The 18,423-nt window shown below is 47.2% G+C and carries 23 protein-coding genes; all 23 read right to left on the bottom strand.

All coding sequences use genetic code 11. The features are described from left to right. Nucleotides 1-14: 14 nt before the first annotated feature. Nucleotides 15-629: a DUF6550 family protein gene (locus BN3656_RS06485; RefSeq protein ID WP_066545469.1), complete on the bottom strand. Its 615-nt coding sequence runs from the start codon at nt 627-629 to the stop codon at nt 15-17. A gap of 83 nt (nt 630-712) precedes the next feature. Continuing rightward, nucleotides 713-1,216, bottom strand: coding sequence for a hypothetical protein (locus BN3656_RS06480; protein WP_066545467.1), 504 nt, complete (start codon nt 1,214-1,216; stop codon nt 713-715). A gap of 64 nt (nt 1,217-1,280) precedes the next feature. Continuing rightward, nucleotides 1,281-1,628 carry a DUF4320 family protein gene (locus BN3656_RS06475; protein WP_066546143.1) on the bottom strand — a complete coding sequence of 116 codons (348 nt, stop codon included), beginning with the start codon at nt 1,626-1,628 and terminating at the stop codon, nt 1,281-1,283. A 100-nt stretch (nt 1,629-1,728) separates the two neighbouring features. Then, nucleotides 1,729-2,784: a hypothetical protein gene (locus BN3656_RS06470; RefSeq protein WP_066545465.1), complete on the bottom strand. Its 1,056-nt coding sequence runs from the start codon at nt 2,782-2,784 to the stop codon at nt 1,729-1,731. Between the two features lie 18 nt (nt 2,785-2,802). Beyond that, nucleotides 2,803-3,675 (bottom strand): secretion protein F, encoded by an 873-nt coding sequence (locus BN3656_RS06465; RefSeq protein ID WP_066545463.1) that lies wholly within the window; start codon nt 3,673-3,675, stop codon nt 2,803-2,805. 2 nt (nt 3,676-3,677) lie between these two features. Continuing rightward, nucleotides 3,678-4,607, bottom strand: a complete 930-nt coding sequence (locus BN3656_RS06460) for a hypothetical protein (protein WP_066545461.1) — start codon at nt 4,605-4,607, stop codon at nt 3,678-3,680. A 1-nt stretch (nt 4,608) separates the two neighbouring features. Next, on the bottom strand, nt 4,609-6,105 hold the full coding sequence (locus BN3656_RS06455) for an ATPase, T2SS/T4P/T4SS family (RefSeq protein WP_347461172.1): 1,497 nt from the start codon (nt 6,103-6,105) through the stop codon (nt 4,609-4,611). 128 nt (nt 6,106-6,233) lie between these two features. Continuing rightward, nucleotides 6,234-7,046: an AAA family ATPase gene (locus tag BN3656_RS06450; RefSeq protein WP_066545456.1), complete on the bottom strand. Its 813-nt coding sequence runs from the start codon at nt 7,044-7,046 to the stop codon at nt 6,234-6,236. A gap of 3 nt (nt 7,047-7,049) precedes the next feature. Beyond that, entirely contained in the window at nt 7,050-7,889 is an 840-nt protein-coding gene (cpaB, locus tag BN3656_RS06445) for a Flp pilus assembly protein CpaB (RefSeq protein WP_066545447.1), read from the bottom strand. Between the two features lie 167 nt (nt 7,890-8,056). Beyond that, complete coding sequence (locus BN3656_RS06440; protein ID WP_242963029.1) at nt 8,057-8,527, bottom strand: A24 family peptidase; 471 nt, start codon at nt 8,525-8,527, stop codon at nt 8,057-8,059. Further along, the gene (locus BN3656_RS06435) at nt 8,520-8,717 is read right to left on the bottom strand and encodes a DUF6133 family protein (RefSeq protein ID WP_338126564.1); all 198 of its coding nucleotides are present in this window, start codon (nt 8,715-8,717) and stop codon (nt 8,520-8,522) included. Before BN3656_RS06435 ends, BN3656_RS06440 begins: the two co-directional genes overlap by 8 nt. A gap of 88 nt (nt 8,718-8,805) precedes the next feature. Beyond that, nucleotides 8,806-9,144 carry a SpoVG family protein gene (locus tag BN3656_RS06430; RefSeq protein ID WP_066545435.1) on the bottom strand — a complete coding sequence of 113 codons (339 nt, stop codon included), beginning with the start codon at nt 9,142-9,144 and terminating at the stop codon, nt 8,806-8,808. 87 nt (nt 9,145-9,231) lie between these two features. Next, nucleotides 9,232-9,792, bottom strand: coding sequence for a YodL domain-containing protein (locus BN3656_RS06425; protein WP_066545433.1), 561 nt, complete (start codon nt 9,790-9,792; stop codon nt 9,232-9,234). Nucleotides 9,793-9,808: 16 nt separating this feature from the next. Further along, nucleotides 9,809-10,369 carry a hypothetical protein gene (locus tag BN3656_RS06420; protein WP_066545430.1) on the bottom strand — a complete coding sequence of 187 codons (561 nt, stop codon included), beginning with the start codon at nt 10,367-10,369 and terminating at the stop codon, nt 9,809-9,811. Nucleotides 10,370-10,372: 3 nt separating this feature from the next. Then, complete coding sequence (locus BN3656_RS06415) at nt 10,373-10,651, bottom strand: AbrB family transcriptional regulator (RefSeq protein ID WP_066545428.1); 279 nt, start codon at nt 10,649-10,651, stop codon at nt 10,373-10,375. Next, nucleotides 10,648-10,911 carry a hypothetical protein gene (locus tag BN3656_RS06410; RefSeq protein WP_066545426.1) on the bottom strand — a complete coding sequence of 88 codons (264 nt, stop codon included), beginning with the start codon at nt 10,909-10,911 and terminating at the stop codon, nt 10,648-10,650. Before BN3656_RS06410 ends, BN3656_RS06415 begins: the two co-directional genes overlap by 4 nt. Continuing rightward, entirely contained in the window at nt 10,908-11,888 is a 981-nt protein-coding gene (locus tag BN3656_RS06405; RefSeq protein ID WP_081422881.1) for a DNA adenine methylase, read from the bottom strand. Before BN3656_RS06405 ends, BN3656_RS06410 begins: the two co-directional genes overlap by 4 nt. Nucleotides 11,889-11,920: 32 nt before the next feature. Then, nucleotides 11,921-13,594, bottom strand: coding sequence for a hypothetical protein (locus BN3656_RS06400; RefSeq protein ID WP_143331332.1), 1,674 nt, complete (start codon nt 13,592-13,594; stop codon nt 11,921-11,923). Continuing rightward, complete coding sequence (locus BN3656_RS06395) at nt 13,578-14,144, bottom strand: hypothetical protein (protein ID WP_066545418.1); 567 nt, start codon at nt 14,142-14,144, stop codon at nt 13,578-13,580. The genes BN3656_RS06400 and BN3656_RS06395 overlap by 17 nt, the downstream gene beginning before the upstream one ends. Next, nucleotides 14,144-14,773 (bottom strand): hypothetical protein, encoded by a 630-nt coding sequence (locus BN3656_RS06390; RefSeq protein ID WP_179297080.1) that lies wholly within the window; start codon nt 14,771-14,773, stop codon nt 14,144-14,146. The genes BN3656_RS06395 and BN3656_RS06390 overlap by 1 nt, the downstream gene beginning before the upstream one ends. A gap of 409 nt (nt 14,774-15,182) precedes the next feature. Beyond that, entirely contained in the window at nt 15,183-16,871 is a 1,689-nt protein-coding gene (locus BN3656_RS06385) for a recombinase family protein (protein WP_066545414.1), read from the bottom strand. 59 nt (nt 16,872-16,930) lie between these two features. Next, nucleotides 16,931-18,007: a PDDEXK nuclease domain-containing protein gene (locus BN3656_RS06380; RefSeq protein ID WP_242962955.1), complete on the bottom strand. Its 1,077-nt coding sequence runs from the start codon at nt 18,005-18,007 to the stop codon at nt 16,931-16,933. Nucleotides 18,008-18,151: 144 nt separating this feature from the next. Next, entirely contained in the window at nt 18,152-18,295 is a 144-nt protein-coding gene (locus tag BN3656_RS16620; RefSeq protein WP_167544861.1) for a hypothetical protein, read from the bottom strand. Nucleotides 18,296-18,423: the final 128 nt, after the last annotated feature.

Below are 18,423 nucleotides of genomic sequence, written 5' to 3'. Positions count from 1 at the left end.
CTCCTCATTGGGTATTAATCCATGATGCCGATCTTATTTCCATTCTCATACATATCCTCCGCCACGGTGCCGGATCCGCCTCCCCCATGGTTCTCAACCCATCCAAATCCAGGAACATAGATCTGGTTTCCGGATGTATCGCCAGCCTGCGGCTGTCCAGGATCCGGTTCTGGTTCTGCTGGCTTCTCTACTGACTCATGATCCACTGGCATGGGCGGTTCTTCCAGCTTTGTACCATCCGGCTTCTTCGTTGGATCCGTCAGCATTTCTTCCCTGGGCGGCTCTGGTTTTGTCGGTTCCGGCTGGATACTCTGCTGTGTCTGGTCCGTCTGTGCCGGCCGGCTGTCTGCCGCCTGTCCGGTAGTCTCGTTTGTTTCTTCTGTCCCCGGCTGAATCACCAGATCCGTTTTCCCACCGGATTCTTCCACGCTTTCTTTTGGAGCCTTTTGGGTTTCCAAACCCGTCCCTGGATCAACGACCACTTCGGTCACGGTCTGTGTTGTCTCTGGCAGAACATCTTCACTGGGCGGCTGTCCAAACTGCATCCCGATCGCTGCGAGCAGACCAATCCCAAGGATCATACCGCCAGTAATCACCAGATATTTTTTCGTCTTTTCTGTCAGTTTCATCTTCTTATGCCTCCTTTACCACTGTATCCTATTTCCTGTTACGCCAAACATACCCTACCTTTCTTAGAATGTCCAGGCATTTCTTAAAACACCTCCGTATAACCTGCCTGCACTTTTAATGTGATCCACATGGATGGAAGAAGCCTGCCTCCAAAGCGGACTGGCACTTCTAACCGCACAACTGCATCTGCCTCAAACCTCTGGGCATTTGCCGGATCAGAGGGAGCCAGAGGTGCATTCCGAAGCGTCACCTGCAGGCTATCAATAGCAAATTCCATTGCAGTCCCGCCATCGGCATACTTTACATGACGGCCGCCGGATAGCCGTGTTCCCAGTGTATCATCCAGAACTGCATAAATATCGCCTTCGCTTAGTTCCTCCTCCCAGTTTCCTTCTCCAAATGGCACATAGCTTCCGGAATATCCCTCCCTGGCTCCATGGTACACCCCTGCATAATTGTCATTGACTGTGGAAATCATGGCATCCTCCACCGCTTCCCTCACACCTGCCGCGATCACCTGCAGGCGGAAATATTCACTGATCCCACACAGAAGAAGAATCAGTGCCAGCACAATGCCTATGGTCATTGGAAACGATGACGCCCGTTTCTCCCTGAAAATCTTCTGAATTCGTCTGCCCACCTTAACCACCTCACTTCCAGTATACTTCCGACTTTCCGGAAGCCTTTGCCCGAAGCGTAATGGGAAAGGATGCAAACTCCCCAAACAGGCCGATATTGGTATCCAGTGTCAGGGTAACGGTAACCTCTTCATTTAACTGGATCCTTCCATTGGCTGACCATGAAATGTTCGGATGAATCCCTGTTTTTTCTGACAGCACAGCAGCACGGCGGCTTGTCTCCGCTCCAACACGCCCGCTTACTTCTGCCTCTCTCACTAATTCTGTGGCAAAAGTATCCAGCTGCTGTTTTTGAATAAACACTGGAAACACCCGCATAGAAAGAGCCAGCACCATAACCGCACTGAGAACCAGGATCATCACATCCACATACCCCTCCCCATTCTGGCTTTCTGCTATCTTTTTTACGCGTTTTTCCACATTTCACCTCCTGTATTCCGAATAAATCCACAGAATACACTCACTCTAAGTGCATTCCCCATTCTATTTTCTCTTTTGGGGCTGTAATCTCTTCCTTCAGATTTTCATACATCTCCAAAAGGTCATAACATTCCGTATCAAAATCAACGCCTTGCAGGGTGGGATAGCGTGGAACCAAAACACTGGGAAGATTCATTTTTTTTAACTGATAGGAACTATAGCATTTTGACAGTTCACTATAAAATACAGGCCTTTCATGAAGGACATACGCTTTCCTGGTTTCTTTCTGCATTTCCTTTAATGCATCAAATACATTCCGATATCCGTGTTGGCTCTTATAGACATAAAAGGTGGTACCTGTAATTCCATATGATACCAGAAAACCGGCCATCGTCTTATAATTCGTTCCTCTGACCCGGCAAGCCGGAATATAATTCAGAGGTTCTTCCTGCGGAATATTCGCCCATTCTTTTAATGTCACTAAAATCTGCAGGGACTCTATAAAATCAATAGGATTACTTTTAGTCAATTCCCTGATGCAACGTTCTGATATGCCATAGGCACGACAGGCCTCCCGGTGGCTTGGATATTCTATCCCATGAAACTCTACTGCTTTCCGGTTTCCGTTTGACTTAATGGGGCGAGTCAGTGCTTCTTTTAAGGACAGGCCATAGGTCAGCCGCTCATAAATGTTATCCTGAAGGACTCCATTGTCTGAACAAAGCTCCGACAAAGATTCATAATCCCTTCCTTCATACCGGATTGGTTCTGTCCTAAGAAGAACATCTACCGCTTTTTCCAGAGTTCCCATGCTCTTTGCCTTTGTTCTTAGCGATGTATATTTTAGACCGAACTGTATAGCAACATCTGCTATCCCATGATACGGTTTGCCCCACAGGGAAACTTCAATCCCCTGTTCTTCTAAACACCGCTGCATGGACAAATGGATGTCATGATTCCTGGCATAATAATGGCTTAGTCTGGAGTAGGAAAACTCGTACTCTCGGGCAAGGGAACGGATGGAGGGATATTCTTTCCCTTCAAATACCACGGACTGCCAGTGTTCCCTTCCTTTCTGGATATTCTTTTCCTCCACAGTGCCTCACTACCTCCTTTAAAACATTCCCCCAAGGCTCTCTAATGCTACATAGCAGATGATCGCCAGGTAAGTCAGCAAAAAGCACGCCAGCATGACAAAAGAAAACACCCGGATCTTAGGCGGGATCTTCTGGGCCTGTGCCTTTAATCGCTGCAGTTCGATCTGCTTGAAATCATGAGCTAGCATCTGAAAATATACCGAACTGTCATCTCCCCGCAGTACACCAATGAGCCCCCTTACCACATCTGACAGCATAGGAGAATTGAGTCTTGCCTCAAACCGGGTAAGGGCTGCCTCATAGTTGGAGGACCGCATATCGGCTAACAGAATATCCAGCTCCCCAGTCAGAGCCGGTCCTGCATTTCCCTTAAAACGCTCCAGCATCCCGATCACATTGCGGCTAGCCTTTAACTCCTGTTCAATGGTTGCTACCATCCTTGGCAGTTCCCCTTCAATCTCCTCCCGTTTTGCCTTTAACTTCTCATCTGCTTTCTGCCCTTCCTTAAAATAAAGGAGCAAGGCTAACACCACGACCACGGGAACCAGAAGCGGCATCAGGATGGCACAGGGAATGACCGCCAAAAGAACCGTTCCTGCTTTTACCAGTGCATATGCCTGATATACCTCCGGGGTCAGATTCATGCCGCTGGCCTTAAGGACATTTCCCATCCGGCTCTTTTTATATTCATCCATTCGGATATAGTGAGACAGCCTGACTGCCAGAATCATAAAACAGGTTTCCAATGTCTTTGCACCTTTCCGCTCCTGTTTGGCCGTCCCAAGCATGGCCTTTGCCGCACCGATGGTCGGCAGGTGCAGGAGGGAAGCCGCCAGAAAGAAAAGTCCCAAAGCCAGAAACAATCCAAATAAAAACAGTAATCCTTCCATGCCTACCTCCTGTATTCAATGGGGCGGGTGAGTTTTACCACAAACCCTGCAGATATAAAAATAGCAGCCGCTGTCACGGCCAGAATACACTGCCCCAGTGCGGTGTGCATCAGCACATCATACCAGTCCTGATTTAGCAGATACATAAGCGGGATATTTCCAATGACAAACACCACCATGATCATAAATTCCTTTCTGGGTTCCGCGATCATGTATTCCAGCTCTGCATTCACATTCCGCATATCGGACAGCTTTGCCACAATGGGTGTCAGCGTGGTCTTTAAGCTCCGGTCATGCTGGCAGTCGCTGACTGCGTCACACCATTCCCGAAACACTTCATTGTCAATCCTTCCTCTCATGATCCGCAGGGCTTCCTGCACATCCGGATTTACCATCTTGATCTGGATGAGAAAGTCCTGAAACACCCTGGATACCGGAGGATTTAAATAGGCCGTATTTTCCTCCACCGCTGTCACAATATCTTCTGTCCGCAGGTATGCTGTGGTAATCACGGATAACGCAGTTTCCAGTTCTGCCGACACATCTCTCTTATAGTGGTTTGCCGTCAGCTTCACATACCAAAATGGCAGAAACAAAAACCCTACTGCCATTACCGGAGCCAGGAAAAAATTTCCAATCAGGATCGCAATCGATCCTCCCATGCAAAACAGTGCCAGGGCAGCCGCACACACCATGGAAAACCGACTTCCTCTTCCGGTCATCTGAAGCACTGCCTGTGCCTCCTTCATCTCCCTTCGCAGAATTCCTTCTTTTTTTCTTCCAGATGATGCCTTAAGTTCTTCCCGAAGGCTCCGTCTGGGATTTAAGAAAAACCCAAACAGGCTGTCCGTAAATTCCACCGGCCGGATGCCAAGCATCAAAAATACTCCTGCGATCATGCCTGCACAGGCTAACAACTGAATGGCTGTCATCTTACTTCTCCTTTCCTTCCTCTGTAACGGCCAAAAGCCGGGACAGCTTCTCCTGGGGCATCCCATTCTCCATCAGCCTCCTTGCCAGACTCTCCGAGATTGGATTGACCTGCCGGTGCTGCCCTATGATCACAAATTTCCCGTCCTCTATCCGATTCTCCATAATCTGGTACTGGAACAAGGGTCGAAACTTTCTGGTACCATCCGGCAAAATCTCACACTCCATGATCTCCATCAGGCGGCGTTCCTTATTTTCCAGCTGCTTGCAGAAAGCCACAATCGGGTATGCCTCCGTTACGAACCCCATCAGGGTGTCGTCGCTCATATCCACTGCCCGCTTGCACAGGGATACCATACGGCGGTACGTTGCATCACAGCTCATGGAATGGATGGTTGTCACAACCGCCACGCCGGTTCTGGCTGCTTCCTGTGCTGCATTCGCCTCCGGTCCCCGCATCTCACCCACTACAATAATATCCGGATTAAACCGCAGGGCCATGTCAAGGAGTGCAATCTGATCCACTCGCTGCCGTTCATTCTCGCTGTCACGGGTCAGGGTATGGATGACGGAATTGACGACCTTTCCCTCTTTTCTCCGTACCAGGGCCAGCTCTCTGGAACCGTTCTCAATGCTGTAGATCCGCTTGCTGTCAGGAATCGTAGTCAAAAGCCAGCCAAGGAGTGTGGTTTTTCCGGAGCTGGTTGCTCCTGCCACACACACGGAAATGCCATACCGGATGCACTCCGATAAAAAGTCCAGCATCTGCCCGGTTGCCGTTCCACCTTTCACAAAGTCCTGTTTCTGCATACTCTGGGGATTGACAATTCGGATGGAAGCCGCCACCCCTACATCTTCATCCACAATCGGGGTCTTTAATACTGCAATCCGGATATTTTTGCTTAAATGTCCCAGTACACTGGGGCTGGCATCATCTAACACCATACCGGATACATGCAGCATCCGCCGCACCACATTGATGGCGTGTTCCGGACTGTCAAAGTGTTCTGTAAGCTTCTTTGTCACACCTCCCGAAAACTGTACCTCCACATCATCCCAGGCATTCACATCGATTTCCTCTATGCCTTCCCCGTAAATGTACTTTGTAAGAAAACCAAACTCTGCCATCTCAGAATAAATAGCATCGATCAGCTCATCGGTGGTCTTTCCTGTCACCTGGATCCGGTGATCCTGGATGTACTTCCCGGCAAACCGGCGGATCTGAGCCTTAACTTCCTCATTTCCATCCGCAGTTACCAGACTGCTGTACTCTTTGGAAAGATAGGCCTGTACCTCCCGCAGCACCGAAGTAAAATCCCGGCTTGTATCCTCCGCTGCAAAGAACAGATCATGGGTGCGTAAGGACCGCCCTCCCGTCTTTTGAACATGGGAGGGTTCCGATTCTTCTTCCTCTGGTTCTTCTGTTTTTTCTACTGCCCCATCCTCCCCTCCAAAGAAGTCTCTTGGACGATTTTCTTCTGTCTCATTTCCATCCTCCATAATCTCCTCAAAGTCGGGATCCTCTTCTTTCCAGATCTCTGCCTGCAGGTGTCCGGAATTCTCATGGGGCTGTTCCTGAACACGCTCTGCAAAACCCGCTGAAAATGCGGCTTTGCTTCGTCTTTCCCCTAACATCCGAACACCTCCTTTGAAATGGCTTCTATGGATTTTCGGAATCCTCTGCTGTCTTTTAAGCCCAGTTCTTTTAGCAGATCCCCTTCCAGAACCTGTGCCTTTACCTCCTCCGAATGGGGGATCTGGAATGCCACGCTGCCTAACACCCGTTCAATATACTCGCTGGCCTCATTGGGATAGACATTGCTGGCTACCTTATACTGCTTTTCCGCATCCCATTTGTTTTCCCGAAGGAGCGGAAGCTGGCTGGAGAGGTAACTGATGGACTTCAGGTCACAGTTGACCAGACGCAGGACTGCATCCGCCTCCATCAGGGCAATCGCAGAAAGGATGTCATTGGCGATATAACTGCCGCAGTCAATGATGATATACGGAGCAATGTTTCTCAAACACTGTAACAGTTCCTCCGCCTGTGTCCGCTCATAAGACGGGTAGGTATACTCATTTTCCCCTTTTCTCATGCCAAGGATCGTCAAATGGGAATGCCGCTTATGGGTAATGCAGTGATGGCGTACCAGGGATTCCCCCACATGGGCTGCCGCCAGAATGCTTCCCAGGGAATGTTCTTCTTCCAGATCTCCGGGCGGGCAGATACAGGGAAGCATTGGTGTATTCATATCACACAAAAGAAGAGCCACATCCCGCTTCTGCATGGCAAGCCTTGCCGCCAGTTTTACCGCCACTGTGGTCTTTCCGGAACCGGGGCTTCCCCAGACTGCCAGCATTTGGTTTTCATTCTCCGGCTCCCAGTCCGAAGAGTTGTCACGGTTCCCCCGGCTGAAAATACTGTTTTTCAGAAAATTCAAGGCTTATTCCACCCCACTTTCCTCGGTTTCTTCCAAAGCGGCCTCATTTGTTTCTTCTTTTGAAGATTCTGTCTGCTCTGTTTCTTGTGTGATCTCTCCTTCTTCCTTCTCTGGAGCATACAGTTCTTCCAACACCTGTTTCTGTGCCTCGATAAACTGTCCCGCACTTGCCGCATCCCCCCGGTACACTAAGGACAGGTGCAGCTTTCCATCTGCCTCCAGCTCTGCAAGCACCTTGGACTGTTCCGGTGTCACTAAAAGCGTTACTGTTCCCGGAAGTTCCCTGTCCGCCCCCTCTTCCAGTTCTTCCCCTGTATTGGCATCATAGCCGCTGTTTGCAGTTACTGCGATGACCTCCACATACTGCAGTTCTGCCGGGATTACCGTCATGCCCTGCTTTTTATAATCCGGTGCGATGACAGAGACGATATCGCCGCTCTTAAGTTTGCCCGACAGACCATTGGCAAACGCCTTGACCGTTACGGAAATCGCCTGCTTTTCTCCAGTCAGGTGATACAGATAGGCATTTTCCGCCGCTGGTTCCTCTGCAATCTTGGAGGCAAGAATGTAATCCCCTGGTGCCAGGTCTGCCGACGCAAAGGTTCCAATCACCGTATCCAGCTGTTTTACTACATCCTCCGGCAGGTTATAACTGCCAACCTCCACGGTTTTTACCATATCGGCTGTAATCTCTTCCCCACTCCGAATGGGCTTGACCACACGGACGATCTCCTTCTTCTCACTCATGGTCTTTTGAAACAATGGCGTGACCACAAAACAGATGATCAGGGACAGCACAATACAGATCACACCGATGACCGTCCGGTTCTTCAACACTCGCATAGTCGTTCCTCCTGCTTTGATTTTTTCATTTTTCTTTTTACCGGGCGGACAGTAAACATCCGCCCGCCCTTTTTCTTACCAGCACCCGCTTCTTTTGCGGCAGAAAATTACAGCAGTTAACACCATAAGGGGTACAGCCGCACAAACGGCAATCCATCTTTTTTTCTTCATTGAATCCGTCCTCCCATCTTCATACCATAAGCAGCCACAGCCCCTACTGCCAGAAACGGTCCCACAGGAAAGGGGAGATTCCCTTCCTTTCCATGATGCCGTTCCCATAAGTGGACGGCTGCACCATACAAAACAAATCCGGCCAACCCCAAACAGGAAGCTGTCAGACTGGCCGGAAGCCCAAGCACTAGCCCCATCGCCCCTGCAAGCTTTACATCTCCCCCACCGATCCCCTTTTCCTTCTCACACAAAAGTGCGACCAGCAGATAGGGAGCTGCCCCCAAGATCCCAAGCAGGTTTTTGGGGGAAAACTGCAAAAGAGAAAGCAGGGCAATGCCTGCCTGAAGCCGGTCCGGAATGATCCGGTACCGCAAATCCCAGACAGACACTACAGCCAACAGCGAAACAAACAGCACCACCTGTAATACCAAAGGAACCGGCACCCTGCCTGCAGCCATATCAGCCACTGTAATCAAACATTTCCTGCACACGTCTTACCAGGGTCGGCAGGACGGTATCATTAAACAGGGCATAAAGTCCTGCCAAAAGCAAGGCTCCTAACACCACCGCAATCAGGATCTTGATGGCAGTGTCCACATATCCCTCACCGGATGTTTCCTTAAGCTTGTTTTTTACCTTCCAGGCGTGCATAACCATTGCGTTCCGATAATTTACCAACTGTTTCTTGATATTCTTCATTCCTGTTTCCTCCTTGATTCTCTTTCTGTTCTTTTTCTGGTTTCCTTCATAGACCCGCCATCTGCGGGCCTGCCTGTTCCTCCTGCGGGGCTGCCGTCTGTGGAGCTGCAGTCTGTGCCATGGTCAGTGCCTGCTCATAAGCTCCAAGCACTGCCTGATGCAGTTCCTTGCGAAATTCTGCTGTCACAGGAAAACAGATATCTTTATACCCATCCTGTGTCTTGCGGCTGGGCATGGATACAAACAGCCCATCCTTACCGCCCTCTACGATTTTGATTCCCCGGACGGCAAAACAACCGGCGATCGTGGCGGATGCAATGGCTCTGGTTCCTCCCTGTGCCCCTGGCGGGTACATGGATGTGATCCGAACATCTAAGTTTGGCATACGGATGTTTCCTCCTTTTTCTCTTTCTGTTCATAACATGGTCCTTTCTATATCTATTTCAGCAAAACAGGCTTCCATGGCTGCCTGTTAATACTGCATAGTCGGGGTCTGTCCCTGATTCTGGCTCTTCCCAGAAAACTCTATTTCCTGGAAATCATAGCGGTCCACATAAAAAAAGGAACTCCCGGTTTCATCATAGAGTTCCAATACATCACTGATGGACAGCCCATGCCCGGTATATCCGGATGGCGGGTGATAGCGGAATTTATCATACAGTTCTTCCAGGTCATTGGTGTCAGATGCCCCTTCATAGACTTTCATATAATGCTCCGGCTGGGGCGGGCCGTACTGATGAACCAGCAGGGCAAAGTCAATGAACTTCCTTTGGACATCCACATCCCCTTTCAGCTGCCAGACCCGCACATCTTTTAATCCCTGGGATATTTCCGGAGCCACAGCCCCAGCTGTCAGCCGGTCGAAAATCCTGTCCTTCCACTGGATTTCCTGAATACTCGTTTGCTTTCTTAAAAAGCCCTCCAGCTCTGATCCCTGAAACATCGGATCCACTACGGCACAGCCTTTCGTTACCCGCCCGGCCCGGTTTCCGTAATACAGGATGATCCCATTCTCAATCCGAATCTGCTTCATGTCTCATCCCTCTTTTCTAAGCCATCCGAATCCCCCCATGCCCTTGCGTCTGTCGAAACTCCTCCAGGGTCTGTACATCCGGAAAGAGCATCTGTCCTTCCTGCATCTCTAAGACGGCAAAGTCATCCCTGTCACAGATCATGATCCGGTGCTGATAGTCCTTCTGCATCATTACATACTCCCATGCCTCCTCCGGATCTGCCAGCCACACGCCTGCCGCATACCGGCCATCCGGCAGAAAACTGTAACCGGAATATTCCGGTGAATGTTCCCGAAGATCCTTTGCACCAAAAGGACGGATCTGGGACAGCTGAAGTCTGGCCGTTTCTCCCAGCAACTCCGGTTTCAGGATGCCGATCACATCCCGATGCCAGCACTTCCATACTTCTCCAGTAGACAGAGATACCAGCTGGGCAATGGAATGCCTTGGATTTTCCGTCCCCTGGACACCCGTGCAGAAAAAGAGCTGTCCCGGATGGTTCCCCGGCAGTGCCCTGGGAGCCAGGACAACCACCCGGCTTTTAAGAGAAACCTCCTCCCCTATCCCTACACAATCCTTTTTCGTAAACTCCTGCATGATCTAATCCTCCTTTTTCTGAAGCAGGCTGCTCAGTTCCCCTATCAATTCCAGCCGCAAGCTGTCCGGCATGGACTGAAACGCTGCACGGACGTAGGATTCCACTGCTTCCGGTGACTGGTCGCCTACTTCAATGACATGTACCTTCCGGACGGTTATCTTACCGTCTGTCATTCCCAGACAGACAATATCCCCGTAATCCATCTTTGCTGCATCCCGCATTGCCTTGGGGATCAGCACACGCCCTTTTCCATCCATCAGCCGATAAACCGGTTTGCTCATCCAATCCCTCCTTTTCTTCCCATCAATGCCTCCACTTCATTCTCTGCAATCCCCAGCTGGTCAAATACCTCCATCAGGGGCCTGCAAACCATCTGCACCGGGGTTTTCGTTCCAATCAGAATGACACCGGGAACCGTCTCAATCACCAGGTTGCCGTCCGTTGGGATCCCCGCCGCCGATAAAAGCACCCTCGGAATGGAAAGTACGCCGCCTTCCCCCGGATCCACGGTGTTTGCCCCCTTTTTTTCTTCTGTTTTCATAGCACCTCTCTTTCCGGGCTGACTTCTGCCCGAATCTCATAATGGTCGGTTTCCCCGTCTCCCCATATGCCAAACAGATCCAGCTGTCTTGGTCGTAACCGTTCCCGCTCGCCTGGATCATAGTTAGTAATGATGACTTCCGGGAACTCGCAGCCCCCCTCATACCGCTGGGCCAGGTTATTGATACGGGTAACAGCTGTAATAAAATATCCATCATACAGATCCCGGATAAACGCACAGTCATTGTAGCTGACCATCCACTTGCCCTTACATTCTGCAAGGGTATCCCGGAGCCGTTTGTGATCTTCCTTCCGAAACACCACCGCATAGTGTCCTTCCGTTTCGTAGTAAGGCGGATCGCAATAAAAAAAGGCACTGTCCCGGTCATACTGCCGAATCAATGCCTCAAAGTCTTTATTTTCTATTACGGTATCTGCCAGCCTGCGGGATGCCTGCCAGATGGTGTCAAAGCAATTTCTCACATCAAAGGGACGGCAGCCAAAGGACGTGCAGCCGCTTCCATAACTGTAACGGATCAGCTTAAAAAATGCAGCCGCCCGTTTTACATCCGTTACCTCTGCATTTTGAAGCAGGATTGCTTTCAGCTCCTTATAATCCGGCGGCATCAGATACTTCTCTGCCAGTTTTAACTCCTCTCCTAAAAAGCGGGTATCCGGTTCCTGCTTGTCGATAAAATTACGAATGATAGTAAATTCATCCCTGCTGTTTAAAGGCAAAAATCCCAGTTCCTTTAAGAAAGCCCCTGTACGGTTCTTCACGCAATAAAACAGGTTTGCAAGGTTTGAATTATAGTCATTGTAGATCTCCATGCACCGTTCATCCGGTGGCTTCCCAAAAAGGACCCAGCCTCCGCCGCCAAACACTTCAATGTAGCGGTCAAAATTTGCAGGGAACATGGTATAGATCAGGCTACGGAGTGCTTTCTTTCCGCCAACCCATGAAATAAAACTGTTGATTCTTCATCACCTTCTTCTCTCGTTTATTCTGCTTATTCCATCTTCATTCCAGGCTGCAGCGCCGTATACTCATGCTGAAACGGAATCTCATTTCTCCGGATCACACCATATGTGGTACATACATGTCCTGCCTTGCCCAATTGTCGTAATCCATACCCATAAAAATGAAAATTTAAAAATGCAGGATCCTGCAGATCAACCCCCGCTTCCTGCAGAATATAATTTCCATACGTTTTAGGAGAATAGATATGAGGATCGAAATCATAACAATCCAGATTTTCTGCAATATCCAATGCCAAATCCAGTCCATCACAACTTTCCAGTTCCAATGCTGCCGCATATTTACAATGCATTCTGTTATCTGGAAAATTCTGAATCCGTTTCGCCAGTTCATTCAGCTTTTCAATATCTTCATCTGCCTCCAGATCACACCAGCTGATGGGACTACGGCCTTCTGCTATGATACAATCTTTAAAGTTTCTTTCCTGTAATGCATTAAGCGTCCATTGAAACTCGCGTTCTGTAGCAGGAAGTTCCAGCCAGACTCCTGTCTCCTCCGGATGCTGGGTACTGACTATCCGAAGCGAAAAAATCCCCTCAGAAATACCGCTGATATCCGGCAAGTGTTTTCCATCATACATGTCCTGCCTGGAGCGTGCATTTGGAAATGCATAGCCTTTTGATGTAAAAACCCCTTGTTCTTCCCGTCGCTGCTCCATCCCTACCTTCTCTGGATCCAAAAGCTCCACCACATCATCTGAAAGCCTGTCAATCCAATCAGAAATTCCTCCATCCAGGCAGACTTCCCCCAGTTCCCGATCATTCCTGATCCCCGGCCGGAACTCATAACAATCCAGGTTATAGCAAAGGTTGATCAGTTCTTTTATTGTAGGTGGAACATCAATCTTTTCTTCCTGCCGCATCTGAATGGCTGCTTCATAGGTTTCCATCTGAAGTGTGTCCATATAGCTGACCAAATACGCCAACACATTTGCTTCTTCCAATGTAATGCTTCCTGTCTGATTCAGTGCATCTACCAGAAAATCAGGCCATCTGCCACAAAATTCAATCCTATATGCTTCATTTTCATCCACATAAGCCCTACGCATTGTATCTCTTAAAAAGGAATCTTCTGTCGGCAAAGTTATATTTGCTCCAGAATAGCCAACTTCTGAAATTTGCCTCTTAGAAAAAATTTCGACTTCCAATGCCGGAGTCAGCAAATGGGCGGTCCCTTTTAATACTTTTTCCGGAAGGACAAAATAATCCAGCCCTTCATTCCCCAGAAGAGCCGTAAGTGTTCCTTCCGAGACTGGAACTTGATTCCCCCTCAGTTCCTTTATAAAACCTCCAACGGTAAGTTTCTCCCATGTCTCTGACAGACGCTGCACCTCTTCATGGGTTAGTTTCTCAAACGATTCTGCCTGCAGCACACTCCAAATCCGACCTCCATAGGATTCTACTTCCAGAGACAACGATCGGATATTGGGCATCTGTATTTCACCACTGAAATATTGCCACAGCTTCCGATTGTTTTCTCCAAGAAGTTCTGCCTGTTTCAAACTGTCACGAATCGGCTCCTCATACAGTTCCATTTCATAGGCAGTTAGAGAAATGTTTTCCTCCATCATTCTGTCACTCGGACACAATTCTCCCTCTATAGGGCTAAACAGACGGATCCTGTACGGCTTATCCCATCGTTCCAAAAGTCATTCCTCCCATCTGTGAGGATGGTTCCTGTACCTGCCCCTTCAGTTGTTCTTCTGTCGTAATAAAAAAATCACTTCCAGAATTCCAAAAACTGACACACACTTCCCCATCCGGAGTTTTGATCTCCCGCTGTTCAAATCCTTCTCCCCAGCCATCGCTTTCCTGACCTTCCCAGTATTCCTTTACTTCCTCAAGTTCTTTTTTTGAAAGTTCTCCTCTGCATTCTACTTCCAGTACGCCCCACAACTCTCCCCGCCAGACTTCTACGGTAGGGTTCATACTATAAATTTTTTCTTTCAGGCCTTCATCATTCAGATATTCAGCCAGCCCCCGATCTCCTTCCTCTGGAAGCTGCTCTTTTGCAATCTGGTCGCGAATCTCCTTTTGATAGCTACACAGTTCTGCCGGTAAGAGTTCCTCCCCTTCTCCATTGAGATCTTCCCAGTCATATCTCGGATACCGAATCGCCGTCAATGGGCTAAATAAACGGAGCATCGTCCGTTTTTCTGGCTTTTTACTGCCATGATCAAATATCCTTTCTTTCATCACTGCAATCCCTCCTCCTGTAAAACCACATTTCCATACCGGCGAATCAGACATGCCGTAACAATCCGTTCAAACACCTGGTCACTGACCAGTTCTGGGTCAATCAACTCAGACAGACTGATATGCTGACTTCCCCGATACAGATCTCTTGCCATATAAAACAGGACATAACCATCCAGATCTACACCATGAATGTGAATCTCTGAAAACTGGATCTGATCCTGATCCACCGCATACAACGCCCTTCCCCACAAAAACCGATCCGCAGAAAGAAGATATATGGCTGCACACAGTGCCGGTTCTTCTGACTTGTGGATGCATCGCCCCAGCATCATAAAAAACCGTTCTCTATGACCATTCCGGAACAAGCAAGGCTCTTTCATGCCTGTCAAACGGTTTACACGCCTCACAAACGGGCTGACAGCTACCTCCTCTGCCAATACCTCCAGCAGCTTGTGAAATGGGATACACCCGTCCGAAATGTGCCCACGCAGGTAGTCCTGTTTTTTCGGATCATCTGGAAGGTGACTGACAACCATTCCGCTTCTTCGTGGCCGAAATCCAGGAATATGCTGCATTTCCTGTTCCAATCCGGCATAAGGTGTATGACTCATAAATCGTACTACCACTTCGTTTCCTCCTTCCATTTTTCTTTGCCAAAAGAAAAAGCCAACCATGCTTCCCAAATGAAGAACATGATTGGCTTTTCTAACTTTGTATAAATTTCTCCTGATTTATCACAAAAAAATAACACTGGCACTCCCAGTGCTTAAACCTTGTTAACTTCTCTTATCCTCCCCTATCTCTAATATCGGACACTATGAATTGCATTCTTTTTCCTCCTCTTCTATTCCTATCCCTCTAAAATAATTGGATTACAGATTCACACTTTAACCCGTTGTCATCTGTTTTACCCCTTTTTTTCTCCGATGTCATCTGTCAAAAGGTCAAAAAATCGAGGTCGAAAATCGTTCATTTTCGCCTCGATTTTTGCTCATTTTTCACTTCCAAACCACAATATCTTGTGGTTATATGACACTATTTTCGCTTATCACCACAATACGCCATCATTATCACTGTCTCGACTGTTGTTTCGTTGTCCCAACTCATTTCCTCTATCTCCTTTCCATTAAAATAGACAGGAAATCTGAATTTAATGTGCTTCAAGAAACGGCCATCCGGCTGCTCTTGCTCGTATATATCAACTCGTTCAATGAAGCTGTTAAGAAACTCTTTCTTTTCAGCATCCGTGAACTTATCATACAGTTTATCAAAATACAGAAGAAATTGATAGATGTTGTCACCGGAAATTTTCTGCTGACGCACATTATAGATTCTGGTTTCCACTTCCTCAATTTCTTCTTCCACAGAATCAATATCATCATACAGCTTATACAAGCGTTCTTCCATATCCTGATACTTGCGGTCATAATGCTTGTCTGTTACATCAAGACTGTCCATCTGCTGTCCCAACTTTGCTTTTGCTCCGTTTAGCTGATGAAGTTTCTTACGAAGCTGTTCCAGTTCGGTTTCCAATTCTTCTGTATCAATTCTGGAACCAATCTTCTGACGGATTGCCTGTTCAAACTTCGGGTTTGTAACCAGTTTTCTGATCACTTCTTCTACCGCAGCGTCCACCATTTCCTGTTTCCACTGTCGTCTGTATCCGCATTTATGACCATTTACCGTAGTACGGTGTTTGCAATGATAATAATAATAATCCTTATATAAGGTTCCGTCTTTTTTCTTCTTACGATTTACATTGCCGTACATCGCAGCCCCGCACACAGGACAACGAAGAATACTGGAAAGGATGTTTTCATGTTCCTGATTATAAATTTTCTCGCTTTTGACACCTGTTTCCTGACGTTTCCTTTGTGCCATCTGCCATACTTCTTCCGAAACAATTGCTTCATGTACTCCATCATAAACCGGGTAATCGTCCTGTTTCACAATATGATACTGATTACGGGTTCCTGCAATCTTTTCATTCTTACGGCGACCATAAGCGAGTTTTCCACAATAAACCGGATTGTCTAAAATTGACTTGATAAAATGTGCTGAAAACATATCCAGCGTGTTATTCTGGCGCTTTTTCTTTACATAGCCATGCTCATTCAAATACGTTGCAACTGCAGATGCTCCCATTGTTGTATTCACATACTTATCAAAAATAATGCGAATCACATCGACTTCATCATCTGCAATATATAAATAACCATCTACCAGCTTATATCCATAAGGAGCAAAACCGCCATTCCATTTTCCCTCACGAGCCTTCTGTCTGCGCCCCTCCATAGTCTGAACAAGGATATTTTCACGCTCAATTTCCGCAACCGCAGATAAGACAGAAATCATCAATTTCCCGCTGTCTTTGGAACTGTCTATGCCATCTTCTACACAAATCAGATTGACCCCAAAATCCTGCATACGCTGTAAGGAACTAAGTACATCGGCTGCATTTCTTCCGAATCGGGAAAGTTTGAATACAAGGACAAATTCAACCTTATCTTTGCCTGACTCAATATCTTTCAGCATTTGCAAAAATTGTGGACGACCTTCTATGTTCTTACCGGATTTTCCCTCATCAGAGTATTCACCCGCAACTACCATATCCTGAAATTCCGCATACTTTTTCAGCTTATCTTTCTGTGCATCCAAACTATATCCATCTACCTGCATCGAGGTAGATACTCGTGTGTATATGTAACATCTTCTTGTTTTCAATTCCTAACCACCTCCATCCATAGGGTGATATGTAATTGTGCCACGGCCTGTGGCACTTTTTACTCCAATTCTTTTTCGATTTCTTCAATAGACGGCAAGCTGCTTTTCAGTTCTTCCGGAAGTGCTTTTACCATCTGGTTTTTCCATTCTGCTACGCCAATTGGATTCTGGTATCCTGCAAGAGAATACTCAACTACCGTCTGATTTTTACCTTTAACCAAAAGCAATCCGATAGTCGGATTATCACTCGGATGACGCAGAATATCATTTACAACATTCTGATACATATTGAGCTGACTGATGAAACCGGGCTCAAAATCACAAGCTTTCAGTTCAATTACCACATAACAGCGAAGTTTCAGATGATAGAACAAAAGATCAATATAAAAGTCATCTCCGCCCACTTCCAGATGTACCTGTCTGCCTACAAACGCAAATCCCTGTCCCAACTCCAAAAGAAAGTTCTGGATATGCTCTGTCAGCTTACGTTCAATCTCAACCTCTCGCCTTGGCATATCAGTACCAAGGAAATCAAACAGATACGGATCTTTGAAAATCTGATTTGCCATATCGGAATCCGCAGGTGGTAAAGCAACAGGGAAGTTATTGACACTTTTTCCTGTACGTTCAATCAATTTGCTCTGAATCTGCAAATCCAGAATCGTACTGCTCCAACCGTTTTCGATGGTTTTATGTGCATACCAGATTCGTTCTTCCTGTGTATCCAATTTGTCAAGCAACATACGATTGGTACGCCATGGAATTTGTGCCACGACCCGTTGCACAATTTCAAAATCCGGCCAGCACTCTGCGAATTTTCTCATATACTTAATATTTCTTGGAGAAAAGCCGGACATATCCGGAAACGCATCTTTCAGGTCTTTTGCCATGCGGTCAATGACTTTGGCTCCCCAGCCTTCTTCCTCCTGCTTTTGCAGAATAGCTTTACCAATATTCCAATAGAGACAGATCATACTGGAATTTGCATTCAGTACAACCTTTAATCTCTGGTTCTCAATTTCTTTTTTGATTGCTTCTATAAAATCCAAATAACTATCACTCATTTCAGAAAGATTTGGAGCAACAGGGAAAATCACTCCATCTTTATCTTTCCCCATACGTTTTCTGCTATCCATGATTGCTGCCTCCCATTATATTCCATATGGCATATATCGAATTACTGTTTCAATTATTTGTCCCAACTTAATTATACCATTGATTTTCAGTTTTTCAATATATTCAAAATATAAAAAATGGATGCCGACATTTTCGACACCCATTTACGCTGACTTTGTATCTTCTGTTTTAGTTCTTGCCCCACCATCTTCATCTGCATTGATCTCATCGAGGAGCTCTTGCCCGTATTTCTCAATCATACGAGCCAGAAAATCCACACATCGTTCAAATGCTATATTCTGTTCCATGAGCCCCTCCTTTCAAATCACTTACCTATGCTCTTTCGTAGACTTGAAAGCCGTGCTATAATATTTAGCAGAACGCTTCCATCAATCTACACTCATTTTAGAACAAACAGTCTAAAGCTTCATTGAGC

Origin of the sequence: Clostridium sp. AT4 (genome assembly GCF_001517625.2) — a bacterium.
Classification (GTDB): Bacteria; Bacillota; Clostridia; order Lachnospirales; family Lachnospiraceae; genus Enterocloster.
This window is presented reverse-complemented; position numbering and strand designations above follow the sequence as displayed.

What these genes read in the sequence shown, in the direction of transcription:
- BN3656_RS06485 (WP_066545469.1), bottom strand. Translation starts at nt 629, where the DNA reads ATGAAACTGACAGAAAAGACGAAAAAATATCTGGTGATTACTGGCGGT.
- BN3656_RS06480 (WP_066545467.1), bottom strand. Translation starts at nt 1,216, where the DNA reads ATGACCATAGGCATTGTGCTGGCACTGATTCTTCTTCTGTGTGGGATC.
- BN3656_RS06475 (WP_066546143.1), bottom strand. Translation starts at nt 1,628, where the DNA reads ATGATCCTGGTTCTCAGTGCGGTTATGGTGCTGGCTCTTTCTATGCGG.
- BN3656_RS06465 (WP_066545463.1), bottom strand. Translation starts at nt 3,675, where the DNA reads ATGGAAGGATTACTGTTTTTATTTGGATTGTTTCTGGCTTTGGGACTT.
- BN3656_RS06460 (WP_066545461.1), bottom strand. Translation starts at nt 4,607, where the DNA reads ATGACAGCCATTCAGTTGTTAGCCTGTGCAGGCATGATCGCAGGAGTA.
- BN3656_RS06455 (WP_347461172.1), bottom strand. Translation starts at nt 6,105, where the DNA reads ATGGAGGATGGAAATGAGACAGAAGAAAATCGTCCAAGAGACTTCTTT.
- cpaB (WP_066545447.1), bottom strand. Translation starts at nt 7,889, where the DNA reads ATGCGAGTGTTGAAGAACCGGACGGTCATCGGTGTGATCTGTATTGTG.
- BN3656_RS06435 (WP_338126564.1), bottom strand. Translation starts at nt 8,717, where the DNA reads ATGGTTATGCACGCCTGGAAGGTAAAAAACAAGCTTAAGGAAACATCC.
- BN3656_RS06430 (WP_066545435.1), bottom strand. Translation starts at nt 9,144, where the DNA reads ATGCCAAACTTAGATGTTCGGATCACATCCATGTACCCGCCAGGGGCA.
- BN3656_RS06425 (WP_066545433.1), bottom strand. Translation starts at nt 9,792, where the DNA reads ATGAAGCAGATTCGGATTGAGAATGGGATCATCCTGTATTACGGAAAC.
- BN3656_RS06420 (WP_066545430.1), bottom strand. Translation starts at nt 10,369, where the DNA reads ATGCAGGAGTTTACGAAAAAGGATTGTGTAGGGATAGGGGAGGAGGTT.
- BN3656_RS06415 (WP_066545428.1), bottom strand. Translation starts at nt 10,651, where the DNA reads ATGAGCAAACCGGTTTATCGGCTGATGGATGGAAAAGGGCGTGTGCTG.
- BN3656_RS06410 (WP_066545426.1), bottom strand. Translation starts at nt 10,911, where the DNA reads ATGAAAACAGAAGAAAAAAAGGGGGCAAACACCGTGGATCCGGGGGAA.
- BN3656_RS06395 (WP_066545418.1), bottom strand. Translation starts at nt 14,144, where the DNA reads ATGAAAGAAAGGATATTTGATCATGGCAGTAAAAAGCCAGAAAAACGG.
- BN3656_RS06380 (WP_242962955.1), bottom strand. Translation starts at nt 18,007, where the DNA reads ATGGATAGCAGAAAACGTATGGGGAAAGATAAAGATGGAGTGATTTTC.
- BN3656_RS16620 (WP_167544861.1), bottom strand. Translation starts at nt 18,295, where the DNA reads ATGGAACAGAATATAGCATTTGAACGATGTGTGGATTTTCTGGCTCGT.